Source organism: Streptomyces sp. SP17BM10 (genome assembly GCF_036322405.1).
In the GTDB taxonomy this organism is placed as follows: Bacteria; Actinomycetota; Actinomycetes; order Streptomycetales; family Streptomycetaceae; genus Kitasatospora.
On sequence record NZ_JAQYXB010000506.1, the window covers coordinates 1 to 24,581 of the forward strand.

A 24,581-nucleotide genomic window follows, 5' to 3' on the forward strand; every position below is an offset into this window, starting at 1 on the left:
GCGTGAACGCTTCGAACAACCCCGCCGTGAACGCCTCCAGGTCCTCCCGGACCTCGGCCATCTCCCCAGGTGTCACACACCAACAACGCGCCACCTACTCCCCAGGACACGCCACCACGGCACCGACCTGACCAAGCCCTATTAGAGGCTACTGCCGAATGTGCCGCTCCGGTTGTGCCCTTGACAGCCCGGTGCCGTCCGCCGTCACCGGCGCACCGCCTCTCCGGGCGCCACCGCAGGTCCGCCCGGACCTGCGGCCGACACGTTCGAGTGGTCATGGAGCGATTCGTGGTTGACCTCCCCCCGGCGTCAGCAGATTTCGAAGCATCAGTTCCCGTCCATCGAAGTCCCCTTGCCGCTTCTTTGTCCCGCTGGAGGAACGATGCGCAAACTCTGGGTCACGGCGCTCGCGGCCGTGCTGAGCGCGGCGCCCGCCGCCGTCACCCCGGCGGCCCCGGCAGCGGCGGCGCCGGCCGGTGCCGCCGCCCTGGCCCTGACCCCTCCGATGGGCTGGAACGACTGGAACGCCTTCGGCTGCAAGGTCAGTGAACAGCTCATCGAACAGACCGCCGACGCGATCGTCGCCACGGGCCTCAAGGCCGCCGGCTACGAGTACGTCAACATCGACGACTGCTGGATGACCCACGAACGCGCCGACGGCCACCTCGTGCCGGACCCGGTGAAGTTCCCGCACGGCATCGCCGGCGTGGCCGACCACGTCCACGCCAAGGGCCTCAAACTCGGCATCTACGAGAGCGCCGGCACCGAGACCTGCGCCCTCTACCCCGGCAGCCTCGGCCACGAGCAGCAGGACGCGGCGGACTTCGCCGCCTGGGGCGTCGACTACCTGAAGTACGACAGCTGCCCCGGCTACCAGCCGATCTCGGCCCGCGAACGCTACAAGGCGATGGCCGACGCCCTCGCCCGCACCGGCCGCCCGATCGTCTACAGCATCTGCAACTGGGGCGACCAGGACGTCGTCAGCTGGGGCGCCGAGCTCGGCCAGCTCTGGCGGACCACGAACGACATCGACCCCACGTACCAGCGGATGCTGGAGATCTTCCACGTCAACGTCAAGCTCGCCGACCACGCCCACCCAGGCGCGTGGAACGACCCCGACGCCCTGGAGGTCGGCAACGGCATGACCGCGGACGAGGGCCGCGCCCACTTCTCGCTCTGGGCCGCCATGGCCGCCCCGCTGCTCGCCGGCACCGACCTGCGCACCGCCACCCCCGAGACCATGGCGATCATCGGCAACACCGAGGTCATCGCCGTGGACCAGGACCCGCTCGGCAAGCAGGGCCGGCCGGTCACCATGGCCGACGGCCTCGACGTCCTCGCCAAACCCCTCGACGACGGCTCCGTGGCCGTCACGCTCTTCAACGAGAACGCCGAACGCGCCGTCATCTCCACGACCGCCTCCGCCGTGGGACTGCCCGCCGCCGACCGCTACGTCCTGCGCGACCTCTGGGAACACACCACGGGCGAGACCCCCGGGGCCATCAGCGCCTCGGTACCGGGCCACGGCGCCGTGATGTACCGGGTCACCCCGGCGGGATCCGGCTCGAAGCGCTGACGTCACGTCACCCCTTCCCGGCCCTGTCGCGGAGAGTAGGCTGACCGCCCAACACGGCGGCCCTGTCGGCCTGTTCGCCGTTCGTCAGTCTTGGGGAAGGGGCGGCCCGTGCCGGAGCAGGCATCGCAGCGGTCCGGTACCACGGCACCGGACCGCACGCTGCGCGCCCTGCTGCTCCTGACGGAGGCGGTCGTCGAGCTGTGCGCCGCCCCGCTCGGACAGGACGTCCCGGTCCGCGGCCTCGACGTCTTCGACCGGCCCGAACCCGGCGCCGGCCGTGGCGACCTGCTGGTCGCCGTCCGTGTCGACCCCCGCTCCGAGCAGGCCCTCGCCCTGGTCGGGGCCGCCGGACGCGACGGCGCCGCCGGTGTCGTCTTCCGCGACGAGGGCGCCGGCCCGCCGAACGAGGCGCTGCGCGCAGCCGCGGCCGAGGCCGGAACGGCACTGCTCTTCCGCCACAGCTGGGTCGACTGGGCGCAGCTCATCGCGGCCCTGCGCGCGGCCCTGGACGTGGCCGGGGAACCGGAGATCGCCACCGTGCCCCTCGGCGACCTCGACGCGCTCGCCGAGGCCCTGGCCCCCCTGGTGGGCGGCGCGGTGACGATCGAGAGCCCGCACTCGCGCGTGCTCGCCCACTCCTCCAACAACAAGGACGTCGACGACATCCGCCGCGACACCATCCTCACGAACCGCGTACCGCCCGACCGGGTGGAGGCGATGCGCAAGAACGGCTTCTTCCACCGGCTCAGGACCGCCCCGGGCGCGCTCCACCGCCGGGCGCACGCGGACGTCCCCGAGCGCGCGGCGATCGCCGTGCGGGCCGGCGAGGAGATCCTCGGCTCGATCTGGGTCGCACCCACCGACCGGCCCCTGCCGCCGACCGTCTCCGCCGCCCTGCGGACCGCCGCCCGCGTCGCCGCCGCACACCTCCTGTACGACCGGGTGCGCCGCGCCGGACAGCGCGAGCAACTCCTGGAAGCGGCCCGCGCCCTGCTGGACGGCCGGGGCTCCGCCGACGCGCTGGCCGCCCGCACCGGCCTGCCCCCGGCGGAGCCGTGCGCCGTCCTGGCCATCGCCGCCACACCCGGGAGCCCCGACACCGACGGCCGGCTCGCCCGCAAAGCCGCCGGGCACTGCACGGGGCAGGGCCACCACGCGCTCACCATGGTCTCCCACCACGGCGCCCGGGTGCTGCTCGGCGGCCTGGACCCGGACCCGCAACGGGCCGCCGCACAGCTCACCCGCCTCGGCGACTCCCTCGCACGGGAACTGTCCCAGGACCCCGCCCAGCCCGTGCGGATCGGCATCGGCGACGTCCAGGACCGCCTCGACCGGGCACCGGAATCCCGCCGCACCGCCGACCTCGCCTTGCGCCCTGCTCCTCACCCGCTCCGCCCGGGCCGCCGCCCGGCCCTTCGCCCGCGTCGCGGACCTGCCCGACACCGTCGCCCTGCTGCACGCCCTGGACGCCCTGCGCGACGCGGCACCCTCCCCGGCCGACGGCTCGGTCGAACGCCTCCGGGCGTACGCGGCACGCACCGGCGAGCACGTCCTGCTCGACACGCTGCGCGCCTACCTGGAGCACTCCCGGGACGGCGCCAAGGCCGCACGCGCCCTGAACGTGCCCGCCGGCACGTTCCGCTACCGCATCGAGAAGCTGAAGAAGATCTGCGGCATCGACCTGGACGACCCCGACGCCCGCCTGCTCGCCCACCTGTACCTGCGGCTGACGGACCACCAACACTGAGCACTGCCGCGCCGGTTCCGTCGCACCGCACGGCGAAAGCGCCCCCGAACCGTCGCCCCGCACCAACGGGCACGGCCCGTGCCGTCACGGCGCGACCCCCGCCCCGGAAATCCGCGTCGTGGGACGAAGACACGGCCCCCGCCGCCCGGCAGCCTGGTGCCATGACCACCCCACAGCCGTCCGAGCACCCCGCCGCCGCCCGCCGCGAACACGTCCTGCGCGAAGCCGTCCGCCGCAGACTCCTCGACCCCGACGAGGCCCTCCTCGCCGCCTTCGTCGACCTCGACGGCATGGCGGCGAGCGTCACCGCCCTGCACCGCGCCTTCCCCGACCCCGTCAACGTGCTGCACACCTTCGCGGCCAAGGCCAACTGCCTCGTCCCCCTCCTCGCACGGCTGCGCCACCTCGGCATGGGCTGCGAGGTCGCCAGCCCCGGCGAGTTCGCCCAGGCCCTCGCGGCCGGCTACGACCCCGCCCGGATCGTCTACGACTCCCCGGCCAGGACCCGCGCCGAACTCGCCCGCGCCCTGGACCTCGGCGCCGCCGTCAACATCGACAACTGGCAGGAACTCGACCGCGTCGACGCCCTCCTGCGCACCCGCCCCTCCCGCTCGCGCCTCGGCATCAGGATCAACCCGCAGATCGGCGCCGGCACGATCGGCGCGATGTCCACCGCCACCGCCACCTCCAAGTTCGGCATCCCGCTCGCCGACGACGACAACGCCGAACACCTGCTCGACGCCTACCGCGCCCACCCCTGGCTCACCGGGATCCACGTCCACGTCGGCTCCCAGGGCTGCCCCCTCGACCTCATGGCCCAGGGGGTCGCCCGCGCCGTCGCCTTCGCCGAACACGTCAACGACACCCTCGGACGACGCCAGATCACCGGCATCGACATCGGCGGCGGACTGCCCGTCAACTTCGCCGACGACACCACCGACCCCACCTACGCCGCCTACGCCGACCACCTGCGCACCCACGCCCCCGCCCTGTTCGGTGGCGCCTACCGCGTGATCACCGAGTTCGGCCGCTCCCTGCTCGCCAAGAACGGCTTCATCGCCGCCCACGTCGAGTACACCAAGACCGCCGGCGGCCGGCACATCGCCCTCACCCACGCCGGCGCCCAGGTCGCCACCCGCACCGTCTTCATGCCCGAGGCCTGGCCGCTGCGCATCACCGCCCACCACCCCTCGGGCGCCGCCAAACACGGCGACCCCGTCCCCCAGGACATCGCCGGCCCCTGCTGCTTCGCCGGCGACCTCCTCGCCCGCGCCCGGCCCCTGCCCCTCCTGGAACCCGGCGACCTCGTCGCCCTCCTCGACACCGGCGCCTACTACGCGACCACGCACTTCGCCTACAACAGCCTGCCCGAGCCCGCCGTCCACGGCTTCGCCGTCGACCCCGACGGCACCGTGCACTTCGAACTCCTGCGCCGCGCCCAGACCACCGACGACCTGCTGCCGGCCACCCCCTGACCCGCCGTCCACAGGGCGGTCCCCGGCGCCCCGCCCGACGACGGCCGCGGCCGGCCCCGGCACACCCCCGCACGGCCCCGTTCCGCACGCACCCGAGGCCCCCGCTTCCGGCGACTTCCCACACCCCACCGGAGAATCGACGCCGAGCCCCCACCAACCACACGGGCGTGACACGGCTCACACGGAACTCCGCACGGCCGGCGGACAGGAGAGGACATGGAACCGTCACAACGAGCGCGCCTGCGCGCAGGGGACCAACGCGCGCTCGGCGAGGTCTTCGACACACACGCCCAAGCCGTGTACGGCTACGCGCTGCGCACCCTGGGGGACTGGGCCACCGCCGAGGACGCCGTGTCGCTGACCTTCCTGGAGGCCTGGCGCCTGCGCGCCAAACTGCACGACGGCGACGACGACCTGCGCCCCTGGATCTTCGGCATCGCCACCAACGTCCTGCGCAACACCGCCCGGGCCGCCCGCCGCCACCGCGCCGCCATGGCCCGCCTCGCCGAACGCGAGGCCGTGCCGGACTTCGCCGACGAACTCGTCTCCCGGATCGACGACGGCTCCCAACTCGCCGCCGTCCGCCGCGCGTTGCCCCAACTACGCCGCTCCGAACGCGAGGTGTTCCGGCTCTGCGTGTGGGTCGGGCTCGACTACGCCTCGGCGGCCCAAGCCCTCGGCATCCCGGTCGGCACCGTCCGCTCGCGCCTGTCCCGGGCGCGGACCCGGCTGCGCACGCTCGCCGAGAGCGAGCTCAACGAGCCGGCACACCGGCGGGAACCCGCTCCCGCCACCGGACAGGTACGGGTCGGCGGCTTCGAAGCCGCCCGGTCGTTGCAGGAGGAGACCTCGTGAACAACCCGCCCGAACTGCTCCCCGCCGACCGCCAACGGTTCCTGAAGGAGCACCTGATGAGTGAGATCGCCGCCGAGACGAAGGCACCGAAGCCGCGGCGCAGGCTGGTGTGGCTGGTCGCCTCCCCGCTGGCGGTCGGCGCGCTGGCGGCCGTCACCCTGGCCGTCCCGGACCGCCACCACGGCGACGACGCCCCGGCGGCGCCGGTCCCGTCGGCCTCGTCCGCCCCCAGCCCCACCGCCACCCCGCTCCCCGAGCCGACCGACCCCGCGGGCCTGCTCGCCCGCGCCGCGAAGGCCGCCGCCGGCAGCCCCGACCCCGGCGCCAAGGCCGCCCAGTTCGTCTACCGGCGCGAGATCCAGGACGGCGCCCGCGAGACCAAGCACGAGCGCAAGTCGTGGATGTCGGTCGACGGCAGGTCCCAGGGCCTGATCCTGGACCCGACGATGGGCGGCGGACGGACCGACTGGCCCGCCACGCTCTCGACCGCCTCCGGGGCCCCGCGGACGGCGGGCTTCTCCGCCCCGACCTACGAGTTCGTCGCCTCCCTGCCCACCGACCCGCAGCAACTCCTGAAGCAACTGCTCTCCGTCGACCGCTCCACGATGGTGGCGGGCATGCCGATGACGCCGAAGATGTACAACCAGTTCGCCTTCGGGGACGTCCAGATGATCTTCCAGAACATCTCGGCGCCGCCCGCCGTCGCCGCAGCGCTCATGCAGGCGGCCGCGAAGATCCCGGGCACGGCGGTGGTCGCCGACGAGACGGACGCGGCCGGCCGCCACGGCGTCGCGGTGGTCGGCACCAACGGCACCATGCGCGTGGCCCTGATCTTCGACAAGACCACCGGCGCCTTCCTCGGCGTGCGCGAGGTCCTCCTCGCCGACCTCCCGCCCGCCGGCCCCGACGGTCTCCCACCCGCCGGCACCCCGTCCCCGGGCGCCGGCGACGGCAAGGGCTACGACTACGCCTCGGCCGTCCTCGCCTCGGCCATCGTCGACAAACTGGAGGCCGAGCCGGCCAACTGACCCCCCAGGATCACAGGCGGTACGAGACGTCGAAGTCTCGTACCGCCTGAACGGCCGGCGGAGCTCTGAGGCAGTCACGGGGGTGCCGCCTCAGAGCTCCGCCCGGCTTGCTCAGCCGTCCCCGCCCCGGGAGCCGCCCGCCACCAGGCCGTCGAGCTGGTCGGGGTCGATGCTGAGGGTCACGCCGCCGTACGTCTCGTCGGCGCTGCCGCGGTACTGGTGGATGCGGTGGTGGCCGGCCCACAGGTCGTCGGGCAGGCCGGGCTGGCCGGTGGTCGTGGGGTTGCGGTCCCAGCGGGCGTACCAGAGGGCGTCGGGCAGGGGCGCGCGGCCGCTGCGGGCCGCGTCGACGACGTCGGCGATGCCCGAGTCCATGCTGGAGTAGAAACCGGCGCGGTAGCCGGCGGCGTGCAGGGCCCCGGTCCAGCCGACGGTGAAGTCGACGACGGCGCGGCTGCACCCGGCGTCGTCGGCGGGGTAGGCCTCCATGTCCAGGTAGACCGGGCTGCCCGCGCCCAGGCCGAGCGTCCGCAGGGCCGCCGCCGCCTCGCCGGCCTCCTGCCGGCCCTGCTCCGCGGCGCGGGCCGGGTCGATGCGCCGCGGCTTGTCGGCCCGTTCGGCGCAGGGCGCCTGGAGCCCGACGTGCGTGGGCACCAGCTTCCAGCCCATCGCGCGGGCCTCGGCGACCCACTGCGGCGTCAGCCGGGGCTGGGCGCAGCCGCGTTGGCCGCCGCTGCTGTAGATGTTCACCGCGCCGTACGGGGAGGCGGTGCGCCACACGGACAGGGCCTCCAGCGGCGGGGCCGTGCAGGCGTCGAACCCGGCCCCGGTGAACCGGTACTCGGGCAGCGGCGCGGTGAGGGGTGACGGGCGGGAGAGCGACGGCGTCGCGGTGGCTACGGGGGCCACGGGGGCGAGCCCGTGGGCGGTGCCGGGGAGGACGAGGAGCACGGCCGCCGCGGGGAACGCGGCCAGGGACGGAAGGCGCATCTCCCCGTCCTAGCGGCCCGCCGGGCATCCACTGCGTCACCGTGCCGACGCGCCGCGCCCGTTCACCCGCAATCGCGACACCGCCGACGCCGAAAAGGCCCTGAGGCAGCTCCGGGCAGGCGGCTAGATTGCCCGTATGACCTCCCACACCCCCCAGCCCCTGAGCCCGGTCTCCCGTACCGCGCTGTCCGTCGCCAGGGTGCGCGCCTACGAGAGCGCCCGGCCCGACGCGCTGTTCGTCGACCCGTACGCGACCGCGTTCATCACCGCCGCCGGTGTGGAGCCGGCCGGCTCCCGTCCCGATCCCAGCGCCCTGGCCAAGGGCCTGGTCGTGCACGGCATCCTGCGCACCCGCTTCTACGACGACCGTCTCCTGGCGGCCGCCGCCGACGGGGCCGAGCAGGTCGTGCTGCTCGCGGCGGGCCTCGACACGCGCGCCTACCGGCTCGACTGGCCCGCCGGCACCCGGGTGTTCGAGCTCGACCTGGACCCGGTGCTGGCCTTCAAGCAGAAGGTCCTGGACGACGTGGGCGCCGAGCCCGTCGGGCGCCGCACCGCCCTGTCGGCCGATCTGCTGGACCCGCACTGGCCCGAGCTCCTGGTCGCGGCCGGCTTCGACCCGTCGCGGCGCTCGGTGTGGCTCGCCGAGGGGCTCCTCGTCTACTTCACGGCCGAGGAGGCGGCCGGCCTGTTCACGGCCGTCGCCGCCCTGGCGGCCCCGGGCAGCCGGCTGCTGATGGAGAAGGGCCGCGACGTGAGCCGAACGCCGCACGACCCGGCACTCGCCCACGTCACCGCCCTGTGGCGCGGCGGCCTGGGCCCCGACACCCACCACTGGCTCGACCGGCACGGCTGGACGACCGGGCTCACCGCCCTGGACCAGGTCGCCGACGCCTACAGGCGCCCGCTGCCCGGGCCGTCCGTCTCGGGCTTCATCGAGGCGGTGCGGCAGCACGCGGCCGATTGACCCGGCGCGCGCCACCCGCTCCGCGCCGGGGGAGCGGTGGTTCGCCGGACCGGGCCGAAGCGGTGCGCCTACCCTACGAACTGACCTGCCGCGCACCGGCCCTGTTCCTCGCAGAAGGAGTCCCGTGTCATCGTCGCCCTCGCCCTGTGACCCGCAGTTCGCCCCGGTCGGCGACGTGAGCACCGCGCTCATGGTGATCGACTCCCGGCTCAAGGCGATCTACGACGGCAGGACCGGGGCGGACCCCGAACGCCAGCGCATGCTCGACGAGTTCGCCGCGTCGCTGGGCCCCGCGGAGTTCGGTGAGCTGCTGGACGGCGCGTGCACGCTCGTGTACATGTACATGAGCTGGATGCGGACGGTCTGCGAGGAGCACGACAAGGACGTCGTCGAGCACATCGTGCCGACGCTCGTGTCGACGATGCGGATGATGCCGAGGACGTTCCACCCCGAGGTCGTCCCCATGATGGCCGGCCTGCTGATCGCCGCGGGCAGCGGCCTGAGCCCCAACCTGTGGCGCGCGCAGTACGGGCCCTGGACGGACGCCGAGATGAACCCGCTGGAGGCGATGGTCGCCCTCCTCGCCGAGCACGTCAACCGGATGTCCGGCGGCGACCAGGACTTCGCGACCCGCCTGATCACCGACGCCCTGTCCAGGGCGGAGGAAGAGGAGTGAGGGCCGGTCAGCCCGCCAGGGCCTTGGCCGCGGTGGCGGCCAGCTGCTGTTCGACGGCGGCCTCCCGGGCGGCGTTGACGGCGCCGAGCTCGCTGCGGTCGGCCACGGCCTCGATGCTGTAGTGGTGGCCGGCGACGGTGAAGACGACCTTCGGCATCCGGCCGTCCTCCTTGTTCTTGACCAGGACGGCGTCGTCCCCGATCCCGGGCAGCGGGGACGAGGCGGACTGGGAGCCGGCGGTCACGGCCGTGAACCGGGCCGCGTCCAGTTCCTTGATGCTCACGTAGGACTGGCGCGAGCCCCAGGTGCAGCCCCACGCCTCCTCGGTCGAGGCGCCCTCCGCGCGCAGCGGCGTGGAGGCGGCCAGGGCCCCGGTGACCTGGTCGTTCGTCAGGACGGAGCACGGGTCGGCGGGACGGTTGCCGGCGGGCTGCGCGCTCGGGGTGGCCGTCGGCACGACGGCGTCCGGAACGCTCGTGGCGGGGGCCGGTGCCGCCTGCGCCGGAGTACGTGCCGGGGAACTCGCCGTAGGAGCAGCCGCACCGGCCTTCGACCCGCCGTCCGAGGAACACCCCGCGAGCACCCCCGCGACCCCGAGGACGAGCACCGCCGCCGCAGCCGCCCGGCGCCCCTTCGCCGTACAAGTGTCCATCGCCATCAGCACGTTCCTCCCCTGACCCCCACCGACTCCGGGGCAGCCTACTCACCACCGGCCCCCCTTGCTGGCGAATCCGCCCACACGCACCGACGCCCCCGGTTCAGGCCGGACCGTCCACCACCCGCGGGCCGATTCGGCCACCACAGACACCCTGCGGATCCCCGCCGTGCCCCGCGCCACCCCGGCGGCTACGTTGCTGGAAGAGCGGTCGACGCAGCCCCACCGGGCTGAATGGCCTGACGGCGGGGGCGACATCCTCAGCATGTACTACGTGGCGCGCCGTTGAGCCCCCCGCCCGGCCGTCACTCCAGGACGGCGGCCAGTTCGGGGAGGTAGCCGGCGAGGAAGCCCAGGTCGGTGGCGCGGGCGTACTGCGGGTGGTCCCGGTGCCGGGGGAGGCGGGCCAGTGCCGTGCGGCCGTAGTAGCCGCCGGTTCCTACCACTGGAGAACAGTCCTGGTCGCCGGGCCAGTCGGGGTCGGCCGCCGCGAGCGGCAGGCAGCGCTCGAAGAGCCGGTGGCAAGCTCGCAGGCCCCGGCGCATCACGACGTGGTACGGCTCCTCGGCGCCGATCGGGTAGGGCTCGCGGGCCAGGACAGGGCCGGTGTCGATGCCCTCGTCGACGCGGTGGAGCGTGGCGGCGAACTGCGTCTCACCGCCCAGCATGGCGTACACCAGGGCGACTTCGGGCAGTCCGCGGTAGGCCGGCAGGGGGCCGTGGTGGACGTTGAGGACGCGCAGGCCGCCGGCCAGCACCGGGGCGCGGAAGATCATCCGGTTGTTGACCGACCAGACCAGCCCGTCCGTGCAGGCCGCCGCCAGCTCGTCCGCGACCGCGTTGACGTCCGCGGCCGCGAGGAAGCGGACCCCCGGCGGCGCCGAGGCGGCCTCCGCGGCCGGGCCGCAGACCAGGTCCACCGGCAGCCCGCTGTCGAGGGTGTGCCGTACGGCGCGCCACAGCAGCGCGCCCTCGCCGACGAAGATCACGACTCGCTCCGCACGGCGTCGACGGCGGCGATGACGCGGCCCAGGGTGAGCCCGTCGCCGAGCGGTCCGAGCCGGTCCAGCAGGCGCCGTTCGGCCGCGCCGCCGAGCAGTTCCTCGCCGAGGGCCGACAGCATCTCCAGCACGGCGAGCGAGTCGCCGCCCAGGGCGTGGAAGTCGGAGGAGTCGTCGAGGGCGGCGGCCTCGCAGCGCAGGACGCGCGACCAGATCCGGGCGGTCACGGCCGCCACGTCCCCGTCGTCACCCGGCCCCTGCGGTGCGGCGGCGTCGGCGAAGGGGTCCGGCAGCGCCTTGCGGTCGGTCTTGCCGCTGGCGGTCTCCGGCAGCGCGGACAGCACGCGCACCACCGTGGGCACCAGGTGCGGCGGAAGCGTGCGGGCCAGCTCCGCCCGGACGGCGGCCTCGTCGAGCGTGGCCACGCCCGGGGCGAGGACGACGAACGCGCACAGGGCCCGCACGTCCCCGGTGCGGCCGCGGGCGACCACGGCGGCCTGGGCGATGCCCGCCAGCCCCGTCAGCGCCGTCTCGACCTCGGCCGGTTCCACCCGGTGGCCGCGGATCTTCACCTGGTCGTCGACGCGGCCCGCGTACTCCAGCTGCCCGTCGGGCAGGCGCAGCACGAGGTCCCCGGTCCGGTAGGCGCGGCGGCCGTCCGGGAGGCGGACGAAGCGTTCGGCGGTGAGGTCGGGGCGGCCGAGGTAGCCGCGGGCCAGCTGCGCGCCGGTGACGTACAGCTCCCCGGGGCGGCCGTCCGGCACCTCGCGCCGCTGCTCGTCCAGCACGCTGACGCCGGTGCGGTGCACGGGGACGCCGATCGGCGCCGAGCCGCGCGTGAGGCCGTCCCCGACGACGGCGACGGTGCAGGCCAGCGTGGCCTCGGTGGGGCCGTAGGCGTTGACGATGAGGCAGTCCGGGCCGAAGTCCTCGCGGGCGCGCCGGGCGGTGGCCGCGGTGAGGTTCTCCCCGCCCAGCTGCAGTGCGCGGATGCCGGCCGGGCGGATGCCGAGGCGGGCCGCGAGGCCGAGGTGGGTCGGGGTGAGCGACAGGGTGTTGGCGAGCCGGCCCGCGTACATGTCGCGGAGCTTGAGGTGGTCGAGCTCGCCGGGCACCGGCACGACCGCGCCGCCGTGCAGCAGCGGCGGGAAGACCTGCATCAGCGACAGGTCGAAGCCGGGCGAGAAGGAGTACGCGGCGCGGGTGCCCTCGTCGCAGCGCATGAGCGGGGCCAGCCAGCCGACGGCGTTGACCAGGCTCCGGTGCTCGACCTGAACGCCCTTGGGGCGGCCGGTGGAGCCGGAGGTGTAGATGACGTAGGCGAGGTCGTCCGGGCCCGGCGCGGCGGCGGCGAGCGCCCCGCGCTCCCGCGCGTCGATGGGAGCGTCGGCCGTTTTCTCCAAAGGAATTGACACTCCGTCGAAATCCTCCGCGAGACCCGTCCAGGCGTCCTCGGTGAGGCAGAACCGGGCCTGCGCGTCGCCCAGCAGCTCGGTGACGCGGCGCGCCGGGTTGCGGACGTCGATCGGCAGGAACGCCGCGCCCGCCTTGAGCACGCCCCACACGCCCGCGATCCCGTACGCCGTGCGGTCGGCGAGGACCCCGACGACCTCGCCGCGCCGCACGCCCCTCGCGAGCAGTTCGGCGCAGACGGCGTCCGAGCGCCGGTCGAGTTCGTCGTAGGACCAGTGCGCCGTGTCGCCGGTCACGGCGGTGGCCTGCGGGGAGCGGGCGCTCTGCGCGCGGAACAGCTGGACGACGGTGGTGTCCAGGGGCGGCAGTCCCTCGGGGCCCGGGGCGATCAGCCGCTCGGCGGCGCTCTGCCGCAACGCACCTTCCGCCGGAGGCTGTTCGCCGGTCGTGAGCGCCGCGGCGATGCGGTCGATCAGCGCGTCGCAGCGCTCGCCGACGTCCGCGGCCCCGCGGGCGGAGACCACCAGCTCGGTGTGGCCGGGAAGTTCGAGCAGCACGACGCTGAACGGCACCAGGGGCGCGTGGACGGGCAGCGCGTAGGCGGTCGTCGCGGTGAAGGCGCCGGTGCTGAACTCGGCGGGGTCCAGGCGGCCGGCGTGCGAGACGATCGCCGAGGCGAGGTGGCGGTGGCGGGCCAGTTCCGCGGCCCGGGAGGCGCGCACGAGGGCGGCGGCCGCGGGCAGCGGGAGCCGGGCGAGCGCGGCCTCGGTGCCGGTGGCCAGTTCCCGCCGGTCGGCGAGGGCGTCCAGCAGCCGCCGGTGGACGGTGTCCGGGTCCTGGCCGGGGGACACGTCGAGGAACACGGGCAGGGTGAGGTTCGCGGTGGCGGCCGTGGCCCGCACGTGCCGGCGCAGGTCCACCGGCACCATGATGCGGGCCGGGGCGCCGACGGCCCCGGCGAGTGCCGCCGAGACCCGCGCGGCCGCCGCCGGGGCCCGGCCCGGCACGGTCCGCCGGCGCCACACGGCGGCCGGGCCCGCCGGGCCGCCCAGCGGGGAGCGCCGGTCGAGCCCGAGGCGGGGGCGCTGCCCGCTGGGGCCGAGCGCGGCCAGCAGCCGGTGGTCGGTCAGCGGGTCCGCGGCCTCCCGCGCGGGCTCGCCCCGCAGGGCGCGGAAGACCTCGGCGGCCCAGGTCCGCAGGCCCTTGAGGTCCATCACGGCGTGGGCGGCGCGGAAGACGACGGTGGACGGCCGCCCGGTGAGCAGCAGCACCTCGCACGCCGGGGAGTCCCCGTCCTGCGCCAGGTGGCCGGTCAGCTCGGGCAGGCCGCTCAGCGCGGTGCGGTCGAAGGCGGGCGCGTCGGCGACCACGACCCTGGCCGCCACCCCGCTGTCGTGCCACGTGCGCCCGCGCCGCACGAGCCGGGAGCCGGGGCAGGCCCGCGAGGCCCGCGCCACGGCCCCGGCCAGCGCTCGGGCGTCGATGTCCCCGTCGCCCTCGACCACGAGCTGGATCACCATCAGCTCGCCCAGCCGCGCGGCGGCGAGGTAGGACCACTCGGTGGGCGAGACGGGCCGCCGGAAGCCGGGGGCGGTGGCTGTGCTGTGCGCGATCAAGGCTGGACCTTCCTGGTGTACGCGTCGACGCCGCCGATCTCCTCGATCCAGGCGGCCAGCCGGGCCATCCCGGTCTCGTGGTCCACCACGGGCGCGCCCAGGTCGCGGCGCGCCGCCGAGGTGTCGTACGTGGCGGACCGGGTCAGCAGGGCCAGCGAGTAGCGGGACAGCGGCGGGGAGGTGTGCTCGGCGAGCGGGGGCAGCTTCCAGAGCAGGTCCGCCGCGAACGCGGCGGCCTTCAGCGGCCCGAGGGGGACCCGCCGGGTCGGGGGCGTGCCGCCGAAGCGCTCGGCGAGGGCGGTCAGGGTGCCCCACACCTCCACCGGCTCCGGGTCCGCGACGAAGTAGGCCCGGCCGCCCACCCCGGGGGCCCGGGCGGCGCGCACGCTCGCCGCGGCGGCGTTGTCGCAGTGGCACAGCGAGGCGAGGACGGGCCGGCCGCCGGAGAGGTCGGGCAGGCGCCCGGCCATCATCTTCGCCAGCAGGCGCGGCATGAACCCCGAGTGGTCGCGCGGGCCCCACACGGCGCGCGGGCGCAGCGCGACGGTGGTGAAGTCCGGCCGGTCGGCGCCCAGGACGAGGCGTTCGGCGGCGGCCTTGGTCTCCGAGTACAGGTTGAGGAAGCGCCTGGGGTAGGGCTCGCTCTCGTCGATGCCGAGCCGGTCGCCGTCGCGCACGCCCATCAGCGCGCTGGGGCTGCTGATGAAGACGAACCGCCGGGCCCCGGCGTCGCGGGCGGCGGCCATCAGCCGCCGGGTGCCCTCGACGTTCTCGGCGTGGAACCGGGCCCGGGTGCCCCGGTCGGTGACCCGGGCGGCGCTGTGGTGCACCGCGTCGACGCCCTCGGCCGCCGCCCGCAGCGAGGCCCGGTCCCGCAGGTCGCCGAAGGCGAACTCGACGCCGCGCACGGTGCGCAGGTGACCGAGGTCGCTGCCCTCGCGCACCAGCACCCGGACCTCGTCGCCGGCCCGCAGACAGGCGTCGACGATGTGGCTGCCCAGGAATCCGGACGCGCCCGTCACCAGGACCTTCACGACGCCACCCCCTTCGCGCGGGCGCGGGCCGGGCGCCACCACGTCGCCCCGAAGAGCATCGTGAGGGCGGCGGTGGCCGCCGGCCTGCGGGCGGTGGCGCGCTCCTGCTCGGCCCGCAGCGCGGCCGGGACCTGCGCCGCGTGGACGACGACGCTCAGGAAGGCGTCCGTCCACCACAGGGCGGTGAGCACCGGGTGCTCCCAGGGCAGCAGCGGCCACGCGGCCAGGTACGCCCAGCCGGCCAGCGGCACCGCCCGCAGCGCCAGGGCCGCGGCGGTGGGGCGGCGGCTGCCGGTGAGCCGGTCCTCGGCCCAGCCGGCCAGCAGCTCGCGGCGGATCTTGGCGTTGTGGCGCACGTCCACCGGGAACGCCGGGTGCACCAGGAAGTCCGCGACCGGTTTCGTCATCGGGTGCTCCGCCCCCAGGGCGCGCAACTCCTCCTCGATGCGCGGCCACTGCTCCCGGCCGGTGCCCGGCGCCAGCTCCACGCACAGCACCGGCCGCTCGTGCCCGCGCGGCCCGACGCCGACCAGGGCGGTGCGCCGCACCCGCGGGTGGGCGTTGAAGACGCCTTCGCAGCGCACCGTGTGCAGGTCGCCCTCGGGGGTGCTCACCCGCTGGCTCTTGCGCCCGCAGAACCAGATCCGGCCCTGCTCGTCGATCCAGCCGACGTCACCGGTGCGGTGCCAGCGGGTGTCGCCGTCCTGGATCTTGTGGTCGGCGCCGACGTCGGCGCCGGCCGGATCGGCGCGGAAGTAGCGGGGGCTGACGGCCGGTCCGCTCACCACGAGCTCGCCCATCTCGCCGGGCGGCACGGCCAGGCCGGGTGTCCAGCGGGGCAGCGGGTCGTCGCCGATCGTGACGGTGCGCACCGTCATGCCGGGGGCCGGGCGGCCCAGGCAGACGCCGAGTCCGGCGGCCGGCCCCGCGGCCGGCCCGTCGGTCCCCGCGGCCAGGGCCTCGCGGCTCTCCAGCAGCGCCATCGGCAGGGCCTCGGTCGCCCCGTAGGTGCTGAACACGCGTGCCTGGTCGGGCAGCACGGAGCGCAGCCCGCCCAGCAGCGCGGGGCTCACCGGGGCGCCGCCGGAGATGACCAGGCGCAGCGAGGGCACCGGGGTGCCGGTGGCGGCCAGGTGGGCGGCGAGCGGGGCCAGCAGCGCGGGGGAGGCGAACATCGCGTTCACCTCGAAGCGCCGGACGGCGTCGGCCAGCGACGCCGGGTCGGCGGCGCCGACCCGGGCCATGTCCATCCGCGGCACGACCACGGTGCGCCCGGCGACGAGGTCGAACACGCCCATGAGCGGCATGGTGACCAGGGTGGTCCGTTCGTCGTCCGTGAAGTGGGCCTGCTCGCTGCCCCGCGCCATCGCCAGCAGCATGCCGACGGTGACCTCGACCGGTTTGGCCGGGCCGGTGCTGCCGGTGGTGTAGCCGATGAGCGCGAGGTCGTCGGGGTCGGTGGACACGGGGGCCACCGGGGTCCGGCCGGTGCCGGCGGCGACCAGGGCGCGCAGCGCGGTGCCGTCCGGGCCGCTCACCGTGACGGAGCTGCGCACGCCGGCGAAGGCGCGCGGGCGCAGCCGGCGCAGCACCTGGGCCTTCGGGACGCCGATGAAGGCCTCCACGCGCACGCGCCGCAGGCAGTCGAGCATGCGTTCCAGGCCCATGCCGGGGTCCACGACGACGGGGACGGCGCCCACGTGCAGCATGGCGAGGACCAGTGTCAGCAGGTCGCCGCCGGGCGGCACCAGCAGGGCCGTGCGGGTGCCGCGGCGGATGCCGTGCGCTTCCAGGCCGGCGGCGCAGGCCGCGACGGTGGTGGCGAGTTCGGCGTAGCCGACGGTGGTGTAGGCGGCGCGGCCGTCCGCTTCGGTGCGGTCCGCGTCGGGGTGGACGAGCGCGGTCGTGTCGGGAGTGCGGGCGGCGTGGTCGGCGAACAGCCGTGCGGGAGAGGCGTGTCGGTCGCTGGCGGGGGCGGCGGCGGGCGTCATCGCACGGTCCCCCCGTCGCCGGGGCGGCCGTTGGCGCAACCGCTGGTCAGGCGGTAGAGCGAGGCCGCCGAGGTGAGACCGGCACCGACGGCGAGGAAGAGCACCCGGTCGTGTCCGGCCAGCCGGCCGGTGTCCAGGGCCTGGAGGTAGCCGTGGACGAGCGCCGAGGTGTGCGGGTCGCCGTGGACGCCCTCGACGGTGACGGCGGCGTCGGCGGCCAGGCCCAGGCGCTTGGCCAGGCGCGCGGCGAATCCGGGCGAGGGCTGCGAGGTGACGAGCAGGGTGCGGTCGAGGGCGAGACGGGCGCGGCCGGCGTCCGGGCCGTCGTCGGTGGCGTCCGCGGTGGCGTCCTCGGTGCGCAGGACGGTGCGCACGGAGTCGGCGGCGAGGTCCAGCATGCGGTCCAGGGCGTCGCCGTCGCGGTCCACGACGATGCTGGTGCGTCCGCCGGCGCCGACGTCGGGCAGCGGCAGGTAGCCGTTGACGCCGTGCCCGCCGGGCAGGGAGCGGTGGTGCACCCGGCCGAAGCCGCGTCCGTCGCCGGTGTGTTCGAGCAGCAGGGCCGCCCCGGTGCTCGCGTACGGGAAGGCGGGCGTGCCGGCGCGGGCGGCGTCCGTCGAGGGGTGGGTGTCGGCGCAGACCACCATGACCCGGCGGGCGCCGCCGGTGGCGAGCAGGGCGTCGGCGGCCTGGACGGCGTTGAGCAGGCCGCAGGCGCCGTTCATCAGGTCGAAGGAGAACGCGGCCCGGCGCTCGGGGGAGTGGAGGTAGTCGAGGTTGATGCCCAGGCGCTTTTGGATGAGCGCGGCGACGGACGGCTCGACGATGTTGGAGTCGCGGTAGACGCCGACGTTGATCAGGACGTCGACGTCGGCGGGGGCGAGTCCGGCCCGCTCCAGGCAGGCGCGGCCGGCCGCGGCCGCGTGGCCGATGGAGCTGCCGGAGCCGTCGGCGGGGGCGGGGGCGGCGGCGGTGATGACGGTGGCCATGGGTCACACCTCCAGGGAGGAGACGGTCGCGGACAGGAAGCCGGTCACGACACCGGAGGCGGCGGGCACCATCAGCACCTTCGACCCCCCGGGTATGCGGCCCTCGGCGAGCGCCTGGTGCAGCACCAGGTAGTGCGAGGTGGTGGCGGTGTTCGCCAGCCGGTCGACGACGGAGAGGGACGCCGGCATGGGCGCGCCGAAGCGGCTCTCGCCGGTGGCGTTCATGAAGTCCACGAACCGGGTGCCGACCTGGTGCTGGATGACGAAGTCGTAGCCCTCGTCGGCGAACCGGCGGCCCTGCTCGGCGAGTTTGTCCCCGTGGAAGGCCGGCCACAGCGAGAGCCGGTCCTCGGCGTGCATCTCCTTGTTGTTGGTGTACATGGCCATGCCGCCGGTGCCGTCGCTGGGCATGCCGAGGCACAGGTGCGAGTACTCCGAACACGTCATCAGCTCGATGTCGTGGATCACGTCGCGCTCGTCCGTGGCGCGGTCCATCACCAGCGCGACGGCGGAGTCCCCGACGGACATCGACGCGAACTGGGGGTCCCGGCTGTCCTCCATCTCGCGGGCGGCGGTGAAGGCGATGGGGGTGATCTGCTCGCCGCTCAGCACCAGGCCGTTGCGCACGGTGCCGGCGCGGATCATCCGGTCCAGCAGGAGGACGCCGGTCATCATGCCGGCGCAGGCGTTGGAGACGTCGAAGCGCAGGGCGTTCGCCGCGCCGATCTCCTCGGCGATGCGGTGCGCGAACGAGGGCTCGAACTGCAGGCGCCCGCCGTCGGCCATGCGGCTGATGGAGCAGGAGATCACGGCGTCGATGCCGTCCGGCGCGTGGCGGGAGCGCGCCAGGCAGTCCCGGGCGGCGGCCACCGCCATCGTCAGGCTGTCCTCGGGCTCGTGCGCGGTGTCGTCCGCCACCCGCCGCTCCGTCGTGCCGGTGATCTTCACGAGGTCGAACTCCGGCGTCTTCTCCAGGCGGCCGAGGAGTTCGGCGGTGCTCATCACCGTGGTGGGGAGGTAGGCCCCGATGGCTTCTAACCGAGTCTTGTTCACGACACCCTCTTTTCTTTCCAGCGCGAGTCCGGGCGATTAAAGGCACGTAAAATCACGCGAGGTGATCCGGCATCACCCCACGACGACCTTCGTGCACGCCTGAACCCGATGTGCCCATGGTTACTTGGCGGACTTCTCCCAGGTCAGGGGAGTACCGCTCCATGACGCGAGCGCGCCAATCACCGTCGGAGACTATCGCATTACTCAAAGCGACCGGGCCTCGCGGGTGTGTGACGATCGCCACCCGCTATTTCCGGCCGCGTTCGCGCAAGGGCACAACCATCCTCTCTGTACGGATGGTTGGTCTTGGTCGGCGGGCGGTACGGAAGGGTTCCCGCCCTTTTCTCGGAATCCCGTCCGGGCGCTATCGCGTGAGCCCGCGACGGCTCCCGGAGGCGGGCGATCTCACCGCGCGGCGTGGACGTCGGCGGCGAGCAGGTGGTCCAGCACCCGCCCGAACACGACCCGCGCGGCAGCGGCCACCAGCGGGTCGAGCAGGCGGGGCAGGCCGGCGATCCGCAGCTCCTCCGCCCACACGGCCTCGCTGCCCGCGCCCACCGCGCGCACCCGCAGCTCGGCGTGGCCGCGCACCACGCGTCCGCGCTTCTCCAGCCGGCACGTCCCGGGCCGACCGTCCCCGGGGGCGCCCAGTGCGACGATCTCCATCGGGTCGTCAAAGTGCAGCGGTCCCAGGGAGGTGCGCGCGAGCACGACGTCCCCGGCCTCCCGCCCGCTGCCCCGCACCGCCCTCACGCGGGTGAACGGCACCCGGTCCCCGTGCCGGGGCCAGGCGGTGAGCCGTGCCCAGCACTCGTCCGGCGGCAGCGGGCAGCGGCGGGTCAGGACGAATCGGGCCATACGGCACTCTAACCGCGCTGGAGGGCGGCACCCGAAAGGCCGGGGCGGCGCCCGGCGGCGCTGTCCCGGCCCTCGGTCACCGCGGTCTCAGCAGGAGCCGACGGTTCCGTTCAGGCTCGACCACACGGGCGTCCACGGCCCGTCGCCGTGCGGCCGGTAGATCACCACGTTCCGGTCGTCCTGGATCCGGAGCCAGTTGGCGGACGGGCTGCACCCGTTGTCGGTGCGCGAGGACCACTGCGGCCGCTGGAAGGCGTCGTAGACGACGAGGTTGCCGTCGTACTGCATGATCACCTTGCCGGGCGCGGTGCCGGCGGTGTCGGTCTTCCAGATCGGGTTGCCGTTGAGGTCGTACTCGACGAGGTTGCCGTCCTGCTGGTACACCATCGTGAAGGCGCCCGCGTGGGAGCCAGATCGATGACGGCACGTCAACGCCGTGCTCCGGAGCCGCCGTTGTGGCCTCAGGCCGGGCTCGGGCCTTCGAGGACGGTTTCGACGAGGAGGGGGCTGCGCAGGGTCTCCTCGGGGCCGGCGCCGAGCAGGACGCGGTAGTGGACCGGGGCGTAGAGGATGTCGACCATCGTGCGGGTGGGCAGGCCGGCGCGGAGCCACCCGGCAGGAGGCGGTCGAGACGATCATCCAGATGGCCGCCTCTGCGGGCTTCCCGGCCGCACTCAACGGGATCGCGGCCGCCCGCGAGGTGTTCGCCGAGCGCGACGCGACGGGCCGGACGGGGGAGTAGGGGTCCGGCGTAGCCTGCCGGCATGGCGATCAACGGCTTCGGTGCGACCGAGTTCCAGCTGGTCCTGCTGCGCAGGATGGCCGACTACCACCCCGAGCTCGTCGAGGACGCCGTCCGCCGGCTCGGAGCCACCCGGGCCGGGATGCGGGAGGCGAACAAGCGCTGGCAGGCGATGGTCCGCGCGCCCGGCTTCCCGCGCGGCGCCGCCCGCTACACCGCCGTCCTCGGGCCGCCCGCGGCGAGCGTGGCGCGGCCGGTCGGGGACCTCGCCTGCACCGCGCGGCAGTGGGAGCTGCCGCTCTGGCCGGGCCTGCGCTTCGAGATCCTGCTGGGCCCGGCCGACGCCGGCGCCCCGCTGCTGAACGAGTGGCTGGTGCGCGCCGACGGCGCCCCGGCGCCCGAACTGCGCACCCCCGCCGACCTGGCGCCGTGGAGCTGCGTGGTCGGCGACGTCGCCGCCGCCTTCCCGCCCGCCGTGCCGCGCGAGGGCGGCGCCCCGACCCGCTTCCGGCTGGACTTCGGCATCCCGGACGCGGACGGACGGGTGCGCGCGTACACCGCCGACTTCACCTGGGGGCTGCTCCAGGAGGTGCGGGAAGCGTGAGGGGCGTGGCCGGGAGATGAAAGGAAGGATTCAGTTTATACCTTGCATTTGCAGGCCAAGCTAGGACTGTGTCAATGTAATCGCAGACATCAAGCGGGATTGACACGGGAAAGCGAAGGATCATGTCGTACGGCGCACGCGTCATCGTCGGAGTGAACGGCTCGCTGCACAGCCTGACCGCCCTGCACCGCGCGGCGGCCGAGGCCCGGGCCCGGGGCGCCGTCCTCGTCCCGGTGCTCGCCTGGACCCCCGTCGGCGGCGAGCGCAACTACCGTGCGCAGCCCTGTCCGCCGCTGCTGCGCGTGTGGGAGGACGCCGCCCGCACCCGGCTGGACCGCGCGCTGGAGGAGGCCTTCGGCGGCCTGCCGATCGGCGTGGCGGTGGAGCCCATGGTGGTCCGCGGCCAGGCCGGGCCCGTCCTGACCGGGCTGGCCGAGCGCCCGGGCGACCTGCTGGTGGTCAGCACCGGCCGCCAGGACGGCGCGCGCGGCAGGCTGCGCCGACTGCTGCCCGGCTCCGTCACCCGCCACTGCCTCAACCGCGCGCGCTGCGGCGTGCTCGCCGTGCCGCCGTCCGGCCTGCTCGACGACCTGCGCGCCCTGCACCGCGGCATCGACCTGCGCGAGCTCGTCGCCGCCTGAGCCGGGGCGGGCCCCACGCCCGACCGGGGCGGTACGAACGACCACGGACTTCATCGGGATGTCATCGCCCGCTGTCACTGTCGTCCGGTCACCTCGGCCGACCGCCCAGCGCACCGCACCGGAGAGCGGACGCGTCGGCCCACTACGTGGGGAGAAGCGAATGCGAGCACGAAGGATCGCGGCCGCGGCGGCCGGACTCCTGATGACCACCGGGCTGACGGCGGCCCAGGGCACCGTGGCCCAGGCGGCCACGACGCGGGTGACCGCTCCGTGCGAGGGTACCTACACGATCGTCGTGGGCGGCACCGGCAGCTCGTGGAACAACGACGGCTTCCGCGGCAACATCCAGCAGCACGTCGGGTATCCCACCCAGATCCCCAACGGCGCGAGCACGCGCGCGGGCGTCAACGAGCTGAACCGGCTGGTGCGCGACCAGCGCGCCGCGTGTCCCGACCAGCACGTCAAGATCGGCGGGTACTCCCTGGGCGCCGGCGTGGTGCACGTCTGGGTCACCGAGAACTGGCAGACCTTCGGCAACGTCAACGCCATCCTGGTCGCCGACCCCAAGCGCCAGGGCCCGCCCGGAGCCAACGGCGGGGCGGTGCCGTTCGGCGGCCTCATCGGCGCGCCGCTCGCCGGCGCCGACCGGTTCTTCGGCAACGTGCCGGTCAAGACGATCTGCAACTGGGACTACGTCTGCGACGAGTCGGCCGGCATCTGGACCTACCCGGCCAACCACGTCAACAACTACCCCATGGACTTCGACATGGACCACCACAACGACAGCGCCAACGAGGAGTGGTACAACGGCGCCTGGCGCCCCGCCTCCTGGTAGGCGCGCAAGGCGTGTAAGGCCCCCAACGCCCCCCGGCCGCCCGGCAGTCCGCCGGGCGGCCGGCCCCGTCATCGGGATTCCCTAGTAGTGCCTTGCTGGGTGGTGTCGTAGTCCTGCCATTACGAATGTCTCGATCAACCGGCTCAGAAGGTAGAGCCTCCTGACTGCACGGAACCCCTGAAGAAGTCCCGGCCTCACCGCACGACGGTGGTGAGGCCGAGGCCGGCCTCGTCCCCGTGCAGGATCATCTGGTGGGTGCGCCGCAGCATCCGGCTCGGCGCGACGCCCAGGTCGTCGGCCAGGTGCCGGCAGGCGCGGCCGAACACGGCCAGCGCGTCGGCCTGCCGGCCGCCGCGGTACAGCGCACGCATCAGCATCGCGGCCACCGGCTCGTTCAGCGGGTGCTCCGCGGACAGCGCGAACAGCTCGGCCACCGCCTCGGCGTGCCGGCCCAGCCGCAGCTGCCACTCCGACTTCCGCTGCGCGACGGCGATCCGGCGCTCGGTGAGCCGCACCCGCTCCAACTCGGCGAGCGGGCCGGGCAGGCCGGCCAGGAGCTCGCCGCCGAAGAGGTCCAGCGCCCGCGCGCACAGGCGCACCGCCTCGGCCGTGTCACCCGCCCGGTGGGCGGTCCTCGCCTCGGCGACCAGGTCCTCCATGCGCGCCAGGTCCACGTCGGCCGCGCCGGGGACGAGCCGGTAGCCGCAGCGGTCGTGCTCGATCACCTGGTCCGGGCCGTCCCCGAGGCGCAGCGCCTTGCGCAGCCGGTAGACGTAGACCGGTACGACGTTGGTGACGGGCGGCTCCTGGCCCCAGACGCCGTCGAGGAGTTCGTGCCGGCTGACCGTCCGTCCGCCGCGCAGCGCCAGCGCCGCGAGCACGGCCTGCTGGCGCAGGTGCCCCAGGTTCAGGCAGCGCCCGTCCTGCCAGGCCCGCAGCGGCCCGAGCACGGAGATCCGCACCCGCGGCCCGACCGCCCGCGCGGCGCCGCCGCCCCTGGCCGCCGGGCCCGCCGCCCGCGTGCGGGGGCCGCGGCCGGGGGAGACCAGCCCGCAGTCGAAGGCGTGGACGATGGCGGCGGCCCGGTCCCGCAGCCCGAGCTTGACCAGGATCCGCGCGAGGTGCCCGGCCACGACGTCCTCGGGGACGGCCAACTGCGCGGCGATCTCGTCGTCACGCAGCCCGCAGCCGACCGCGTGCAGCACCTCGCGCTCCCGCCGGTCGAGGTCCGGCCGGCCGAGCCCCTGCTTCCCGAGTTCCTGCTGGCCGGGCACGGCGGTGATCGGCCGGCCGGCGGTGACGGTCATCGACATCGCTGCTCCCTGGACTCCGGGCCGGCCGCTCGGGCGGACGGCGTCGACAAGGTAGCGGGGCGGCGAGCGCGCCGTAATCCGGAACGATCCGGAGTACCCGGGTGGACGGAGTCGGTGGGCTGGAGCCATCCCCGCACGCGCTGGGATGGTCCCCGTGCACACTGTCGTCCTCGGGCTTTCCCCCGTGGCGGCCACCTTCGCCGCCACCGTGGGTGCCGCCCACACGCTGCGCCGATTCCTCGCCCCCTCGCCCCGGCCGGCTGGTAGCGGGAGAAGAGCAGTGCCCGGCGGCCCTGGCCGTCGGGCACTTCGTTCTTCGTTCTTCGTTCTCTTGGGTCCTGCTGCCGAGCGAACCGGTGCGGCGCGCCGTCCGGTTGGACTGCTACGCCTCCGGGCCCGTGGCCCAGGAGTGGAAGAGGGGCCAGGACTCAGGGGAAGGACGAGCGTCGAGCCATCGGGGTCCCGGCGGGCCGTCCTCTGCCCGGCGCGAAAAACGGTGTGCGCGGGGCCGGGCCCGGGGCA

21 protein-coding genes and 2 pseudogenes are annotated in these 24,581 nt (G+C 74.8%); 12 read left to right on the plus strand and 11 right to left on the minus strand.

Features of this window, described 5'->3' with window-relative positions; translation table 11 throughout:
• The first annotated feature begins 382 nt into the window (after window positions 1–382).
• From PUR71_RS09215 to PUR71_RS09230, 7 genes and pseudogenes are all read left to right on the plus strand, one after another.
• Window positions 383–1,576 (plus strand): glycoside hydrolase family 27 protein, encoded by a 1,194-nt coding sequence (locus tag PUR71_RS09215; protein WP_443077410.1) that lies wholly within the window; start codon window positions 383–385, stop codon window positions 1,574–1,576.
• A gap of 717 nt (window positions 1,577–2,293) precedes the next feature.
• Window positions 2,294–2,938: pseudogene (locus PUR71_RS41205) on the plus strand (hypothetical protein); the annotation flags it as partial.
• A 214-nt stretch (window positions 2,939–3,152) separates the two neighbouring features.
• Window positions 3,153–3,323: a helix-turn-helix domain-containing protein gene (locus PUR71_RS41210; protein WP_443077411.1), complete on the plus strand. Its 171-nt coding sequence runs from the start codon at window positions 3,153–3,155 to the stop codon at window positions 3,321–3,323.
• Window positions 3,324–3,637: 314 nt separating this feature from the next.
• A pseudogene (locus tag PUR71_RS41215) lies at window positions 3,638–4,351 on the plus strand (diaminopimelate decarboxylase); the annotation flags it as partial.
• Entirely contained in the window at window positions 4,334–4,798 is a 465-nt protein-coding gene (locus tag PUR71_RS41220) for a hypothetical protein (protein ID WP_443077412.1), read from the plus strand. The pseudogene PUR71_RS41215 and the gene PUR71_RS41220, both read left to right, overlap by 18 nt.
• Window positions 4,799–5,014: 216 nt before the next feature.
• The gene (locus PUR71_RS09225) at window positions 5,015–5,653 is read left to right on the plus strand and encodes an RNA polymerase sigma factor (protein ID WP_329925928.1); all 639 of its coding nucleotides are present in this window, start codon (window positions 5,015–5,017) and stop codon (window positions 5,651–5,653) included.
• On the plus strand, window positions 5,650–6,681 hold the full coding sequence (locus PUR71_RS09230) for a CU044_5270 family protein (RefSeq protein WP_329925930.1): 1,032 nt from the start codon (window positions 5,650–5,652) through the stop codon (window positions 6,679–6,681). The genes PUR71_RS09225 and PUR71_RS09230 overlap by 4 nt, the downstream gene beginning before the upstream one ends.
• A 111-nt stretch (window positions 6,682–6,792) precedes the next feature.
• On the opposite strand, the gene PUR71_RS09235 is transcribed toward PUR71_RS09230, so the two are convergent.
• Entirely contained in the window at window positions 6,793–7,671 is an 879-nt protein-coding gene (locus PUR71_RS09235) for a DUF1906 domain-containing protein (RefSeq protein ID WP_329925932.1), read from the minus strand.
• A gap of 136 nt (window positions 7,672–7,807) precedes the next feature.
• Here PUR71_RS09235 and PUR71_RS09240 point away from each other — a divergent pair, with 136 nt between their 5' ends.
• Together PUR71_RS09240 and PUR71_RS09245 are read left to right on the plus strand one after the other, a co-directional pair.
• Complete coding sequence (locus tag PUR71_RS09240) at window positions 7,808–8,638, plus strand: SAM-dependent methyltransferase (protein WP_329925934.1); 831 nt, start codon at window positions 7,808–7,810, stop codon at window positions 8,636–8,638.
• 190 nt (window positions 8,639–8,828) lie between these two features.
• The gene (locus PUR71_RS09245) at window positions 8,829–9,314 is read left to right on the plus strand and encodes a hypothetical protein (RefSeq protein ID WP_329925959.1); all 486 of its coding nucleotides are present in this window, start codon (window positions 8,829–8,831) and stop codon (window positions 9,312–9,314) included.
• 7 nt (window positions 9,315–9,321) lie between these two features.
• Here the strand turns inward: PUR71_RS09245 and PUR71_RS09250 are convergent, their stop codons facing one another.
• The 9 genes from PUR71_RS09250 to PUR71_RS09290 form a co-directional block, all read right to left on the minus strand.
• A complete protein-coding gene (locus PUR71_RS09250; RefSeq protein WP_329925935.1) occupies window positions 9,322–9,972 on the minus strand; it encodes a hypothetical protein in 651 nt (216 codons plus the stop codon).
• Between the two features lie 302 nt (window positions 9,973–10,274).
• Window positions 10,275–10,958, minus strand: a complete 684-nt coding sequence (locus PUR71_RS09255) for a formyltransferase family protein (RefSeq protein ID WP_329925937.1) — start codon at window positions 10,956–10,958, stop codon at window positions 10,275–10,277.
• Entirely contained in the window at window positions 10,955–13,999 is a 3,045-nt protein-coding gene (locus PUR71_RS09260) for a non-ribosomal peptide synthetase (RefSeq protein ID WP_329925939.1), read from the minus strand. Before PUR71_RS09260 ends, PUR71_RS09255 begins: the two co-directional genes overlap by 4 nt.
• The gene (locus PUR71_RS09265) at window positions 13,996–15,033 is read right to left on the minus strand and encodes an NAD-dependent epimerase/dehydratase family protein (protein WP_329925940.1); all 1,038 of its coding nucleotides are present in this window, start codon (window positions 15,031–15,033) and stop codon (window positions 13,996–13,998) included. The genes PUR71_RS09260 and PUR71_RS09265 overlap by 4 nt, the downstream gene beginning before the upstream one ends.
• Entirely contained in the window at window positions 15,030–17,024 is a 1,995-nt protein-coding gene (locus PUR71_RS09270; RefSeq protein ID WP_329925942.1) for a fatty acid CoA ligase family protein, read from the minus strand. The genes PUR71_RS09265 and PUR71_RS09270 overlap by 4 nt, the downstream gene beginning before the upstream one ends.
• Entirely contained in the window at window positions 17,021–18,013 is a 993-nt protein-coding gene (locus PUR71_RS09275; RefSeq protein ID WP_329925944.1) for a hypothetical protein, read from the minus strand. The genes PUR71_RS09270 and PUR71_RS09275 overlap by 4 nt, the downstream gene beginning before the upstream one ends.
• Before the next feature lie 3 nt (window positions 18,014–18,016).
• Window positions 18,017–19,015 (minus strand): 3-oxoacyl-ACP synthase III family protein, encoded by a 999-nt coding sequence (locus PUR71_RS09280; RefSeq protein ID WP_329925946.1) that lies wholly within the window; start codon window positions 19,013–19,015, stop codon window positions 18,017–18,019.
• 456 nt (window positions 19,016–19,471) lie between these two features.
• On the minus strand, window positions 19,472–19,924 hold the full coding sequence (locus PUR71_RS09285; protein WP_329925948.1) for an SRPBCC family protein: 453 nt from the start codon (window positions 19,922–19,924) through the stop codon (window positions 19,472–19,474).
• A gap of 87 nt (window positions 19,925–20,011) precedes the next feature.
• Window positions 20,012–20,311, minus strand: coding sequence for a hypothetical protein (locus PUR71_RS09290; RefSeq protein WP_329925950.1), 300 nt, complete (start codon window positions 20,309–20,311; stop codon window positions 20,012–20,014).
• Between the two features lie 377 nt (window positions 20,312–20,688).
• Between PUR71_RS09290 and PUR71_RS09295 the strand changes: the two genes are divergently transcribed.
• From PUR71_RS09295 to PUR71_RS09305, 3 genes are all read left to right on the plus strand, one after another.
• Complete coding sequence (locus PUR71_RS09295; RefSeq protein WP_329925952.1) at window positions 20,689–21,270, plus strand: hypothetical protein; 582 nt, start codon at window positions 20,689–20,691, stop codon at window positions 21,268–21,270.
• Between the two features lie 122 nt (window positions 21,271–21,392).
• Window positions 21,393–21,911, plus strand: a complete 519-nt coding sequence (locus PUR71_RS09300; protein ID WP_329925953.1) for a universal stress protein — start codon at window positions 21,393–21,395, stop codon at window positions 21,909–21,911.
• A 160-nt stretch (window positions 21,912–22,071) separates the two neighbouring features.
• Window positions 22,072–22,746 (plus strand): cutinase family protein, encoded by a 675-nt coding sequence (locus PUR71_RS09305; RefSeq protein ID WP_329925955.1) that lies wholly within the window; start codon window positions 22,072–22,074, stop codon window positions 22,744–22,746.
• Between the two features lie 194 nt (window positions 22,747–22,940).
• Here PUR71_RS09305 and PUR71_RS09310 read toward each other — a convergent pair whose 3' ends face one another.
• A complete protein-coding gene (locus tag PUR71_RS09310) occupies window positions 22,941–24,059 on the minus strand; it encodes a BTAD domain-containing putative transcriptional regulator (RefSeq protein ID WP_329925957.1) in 1,119 nt (372 codons plus the stop codon).
• Window positions 24,060–24,581 lie beyond the last annotated feature (522 nt).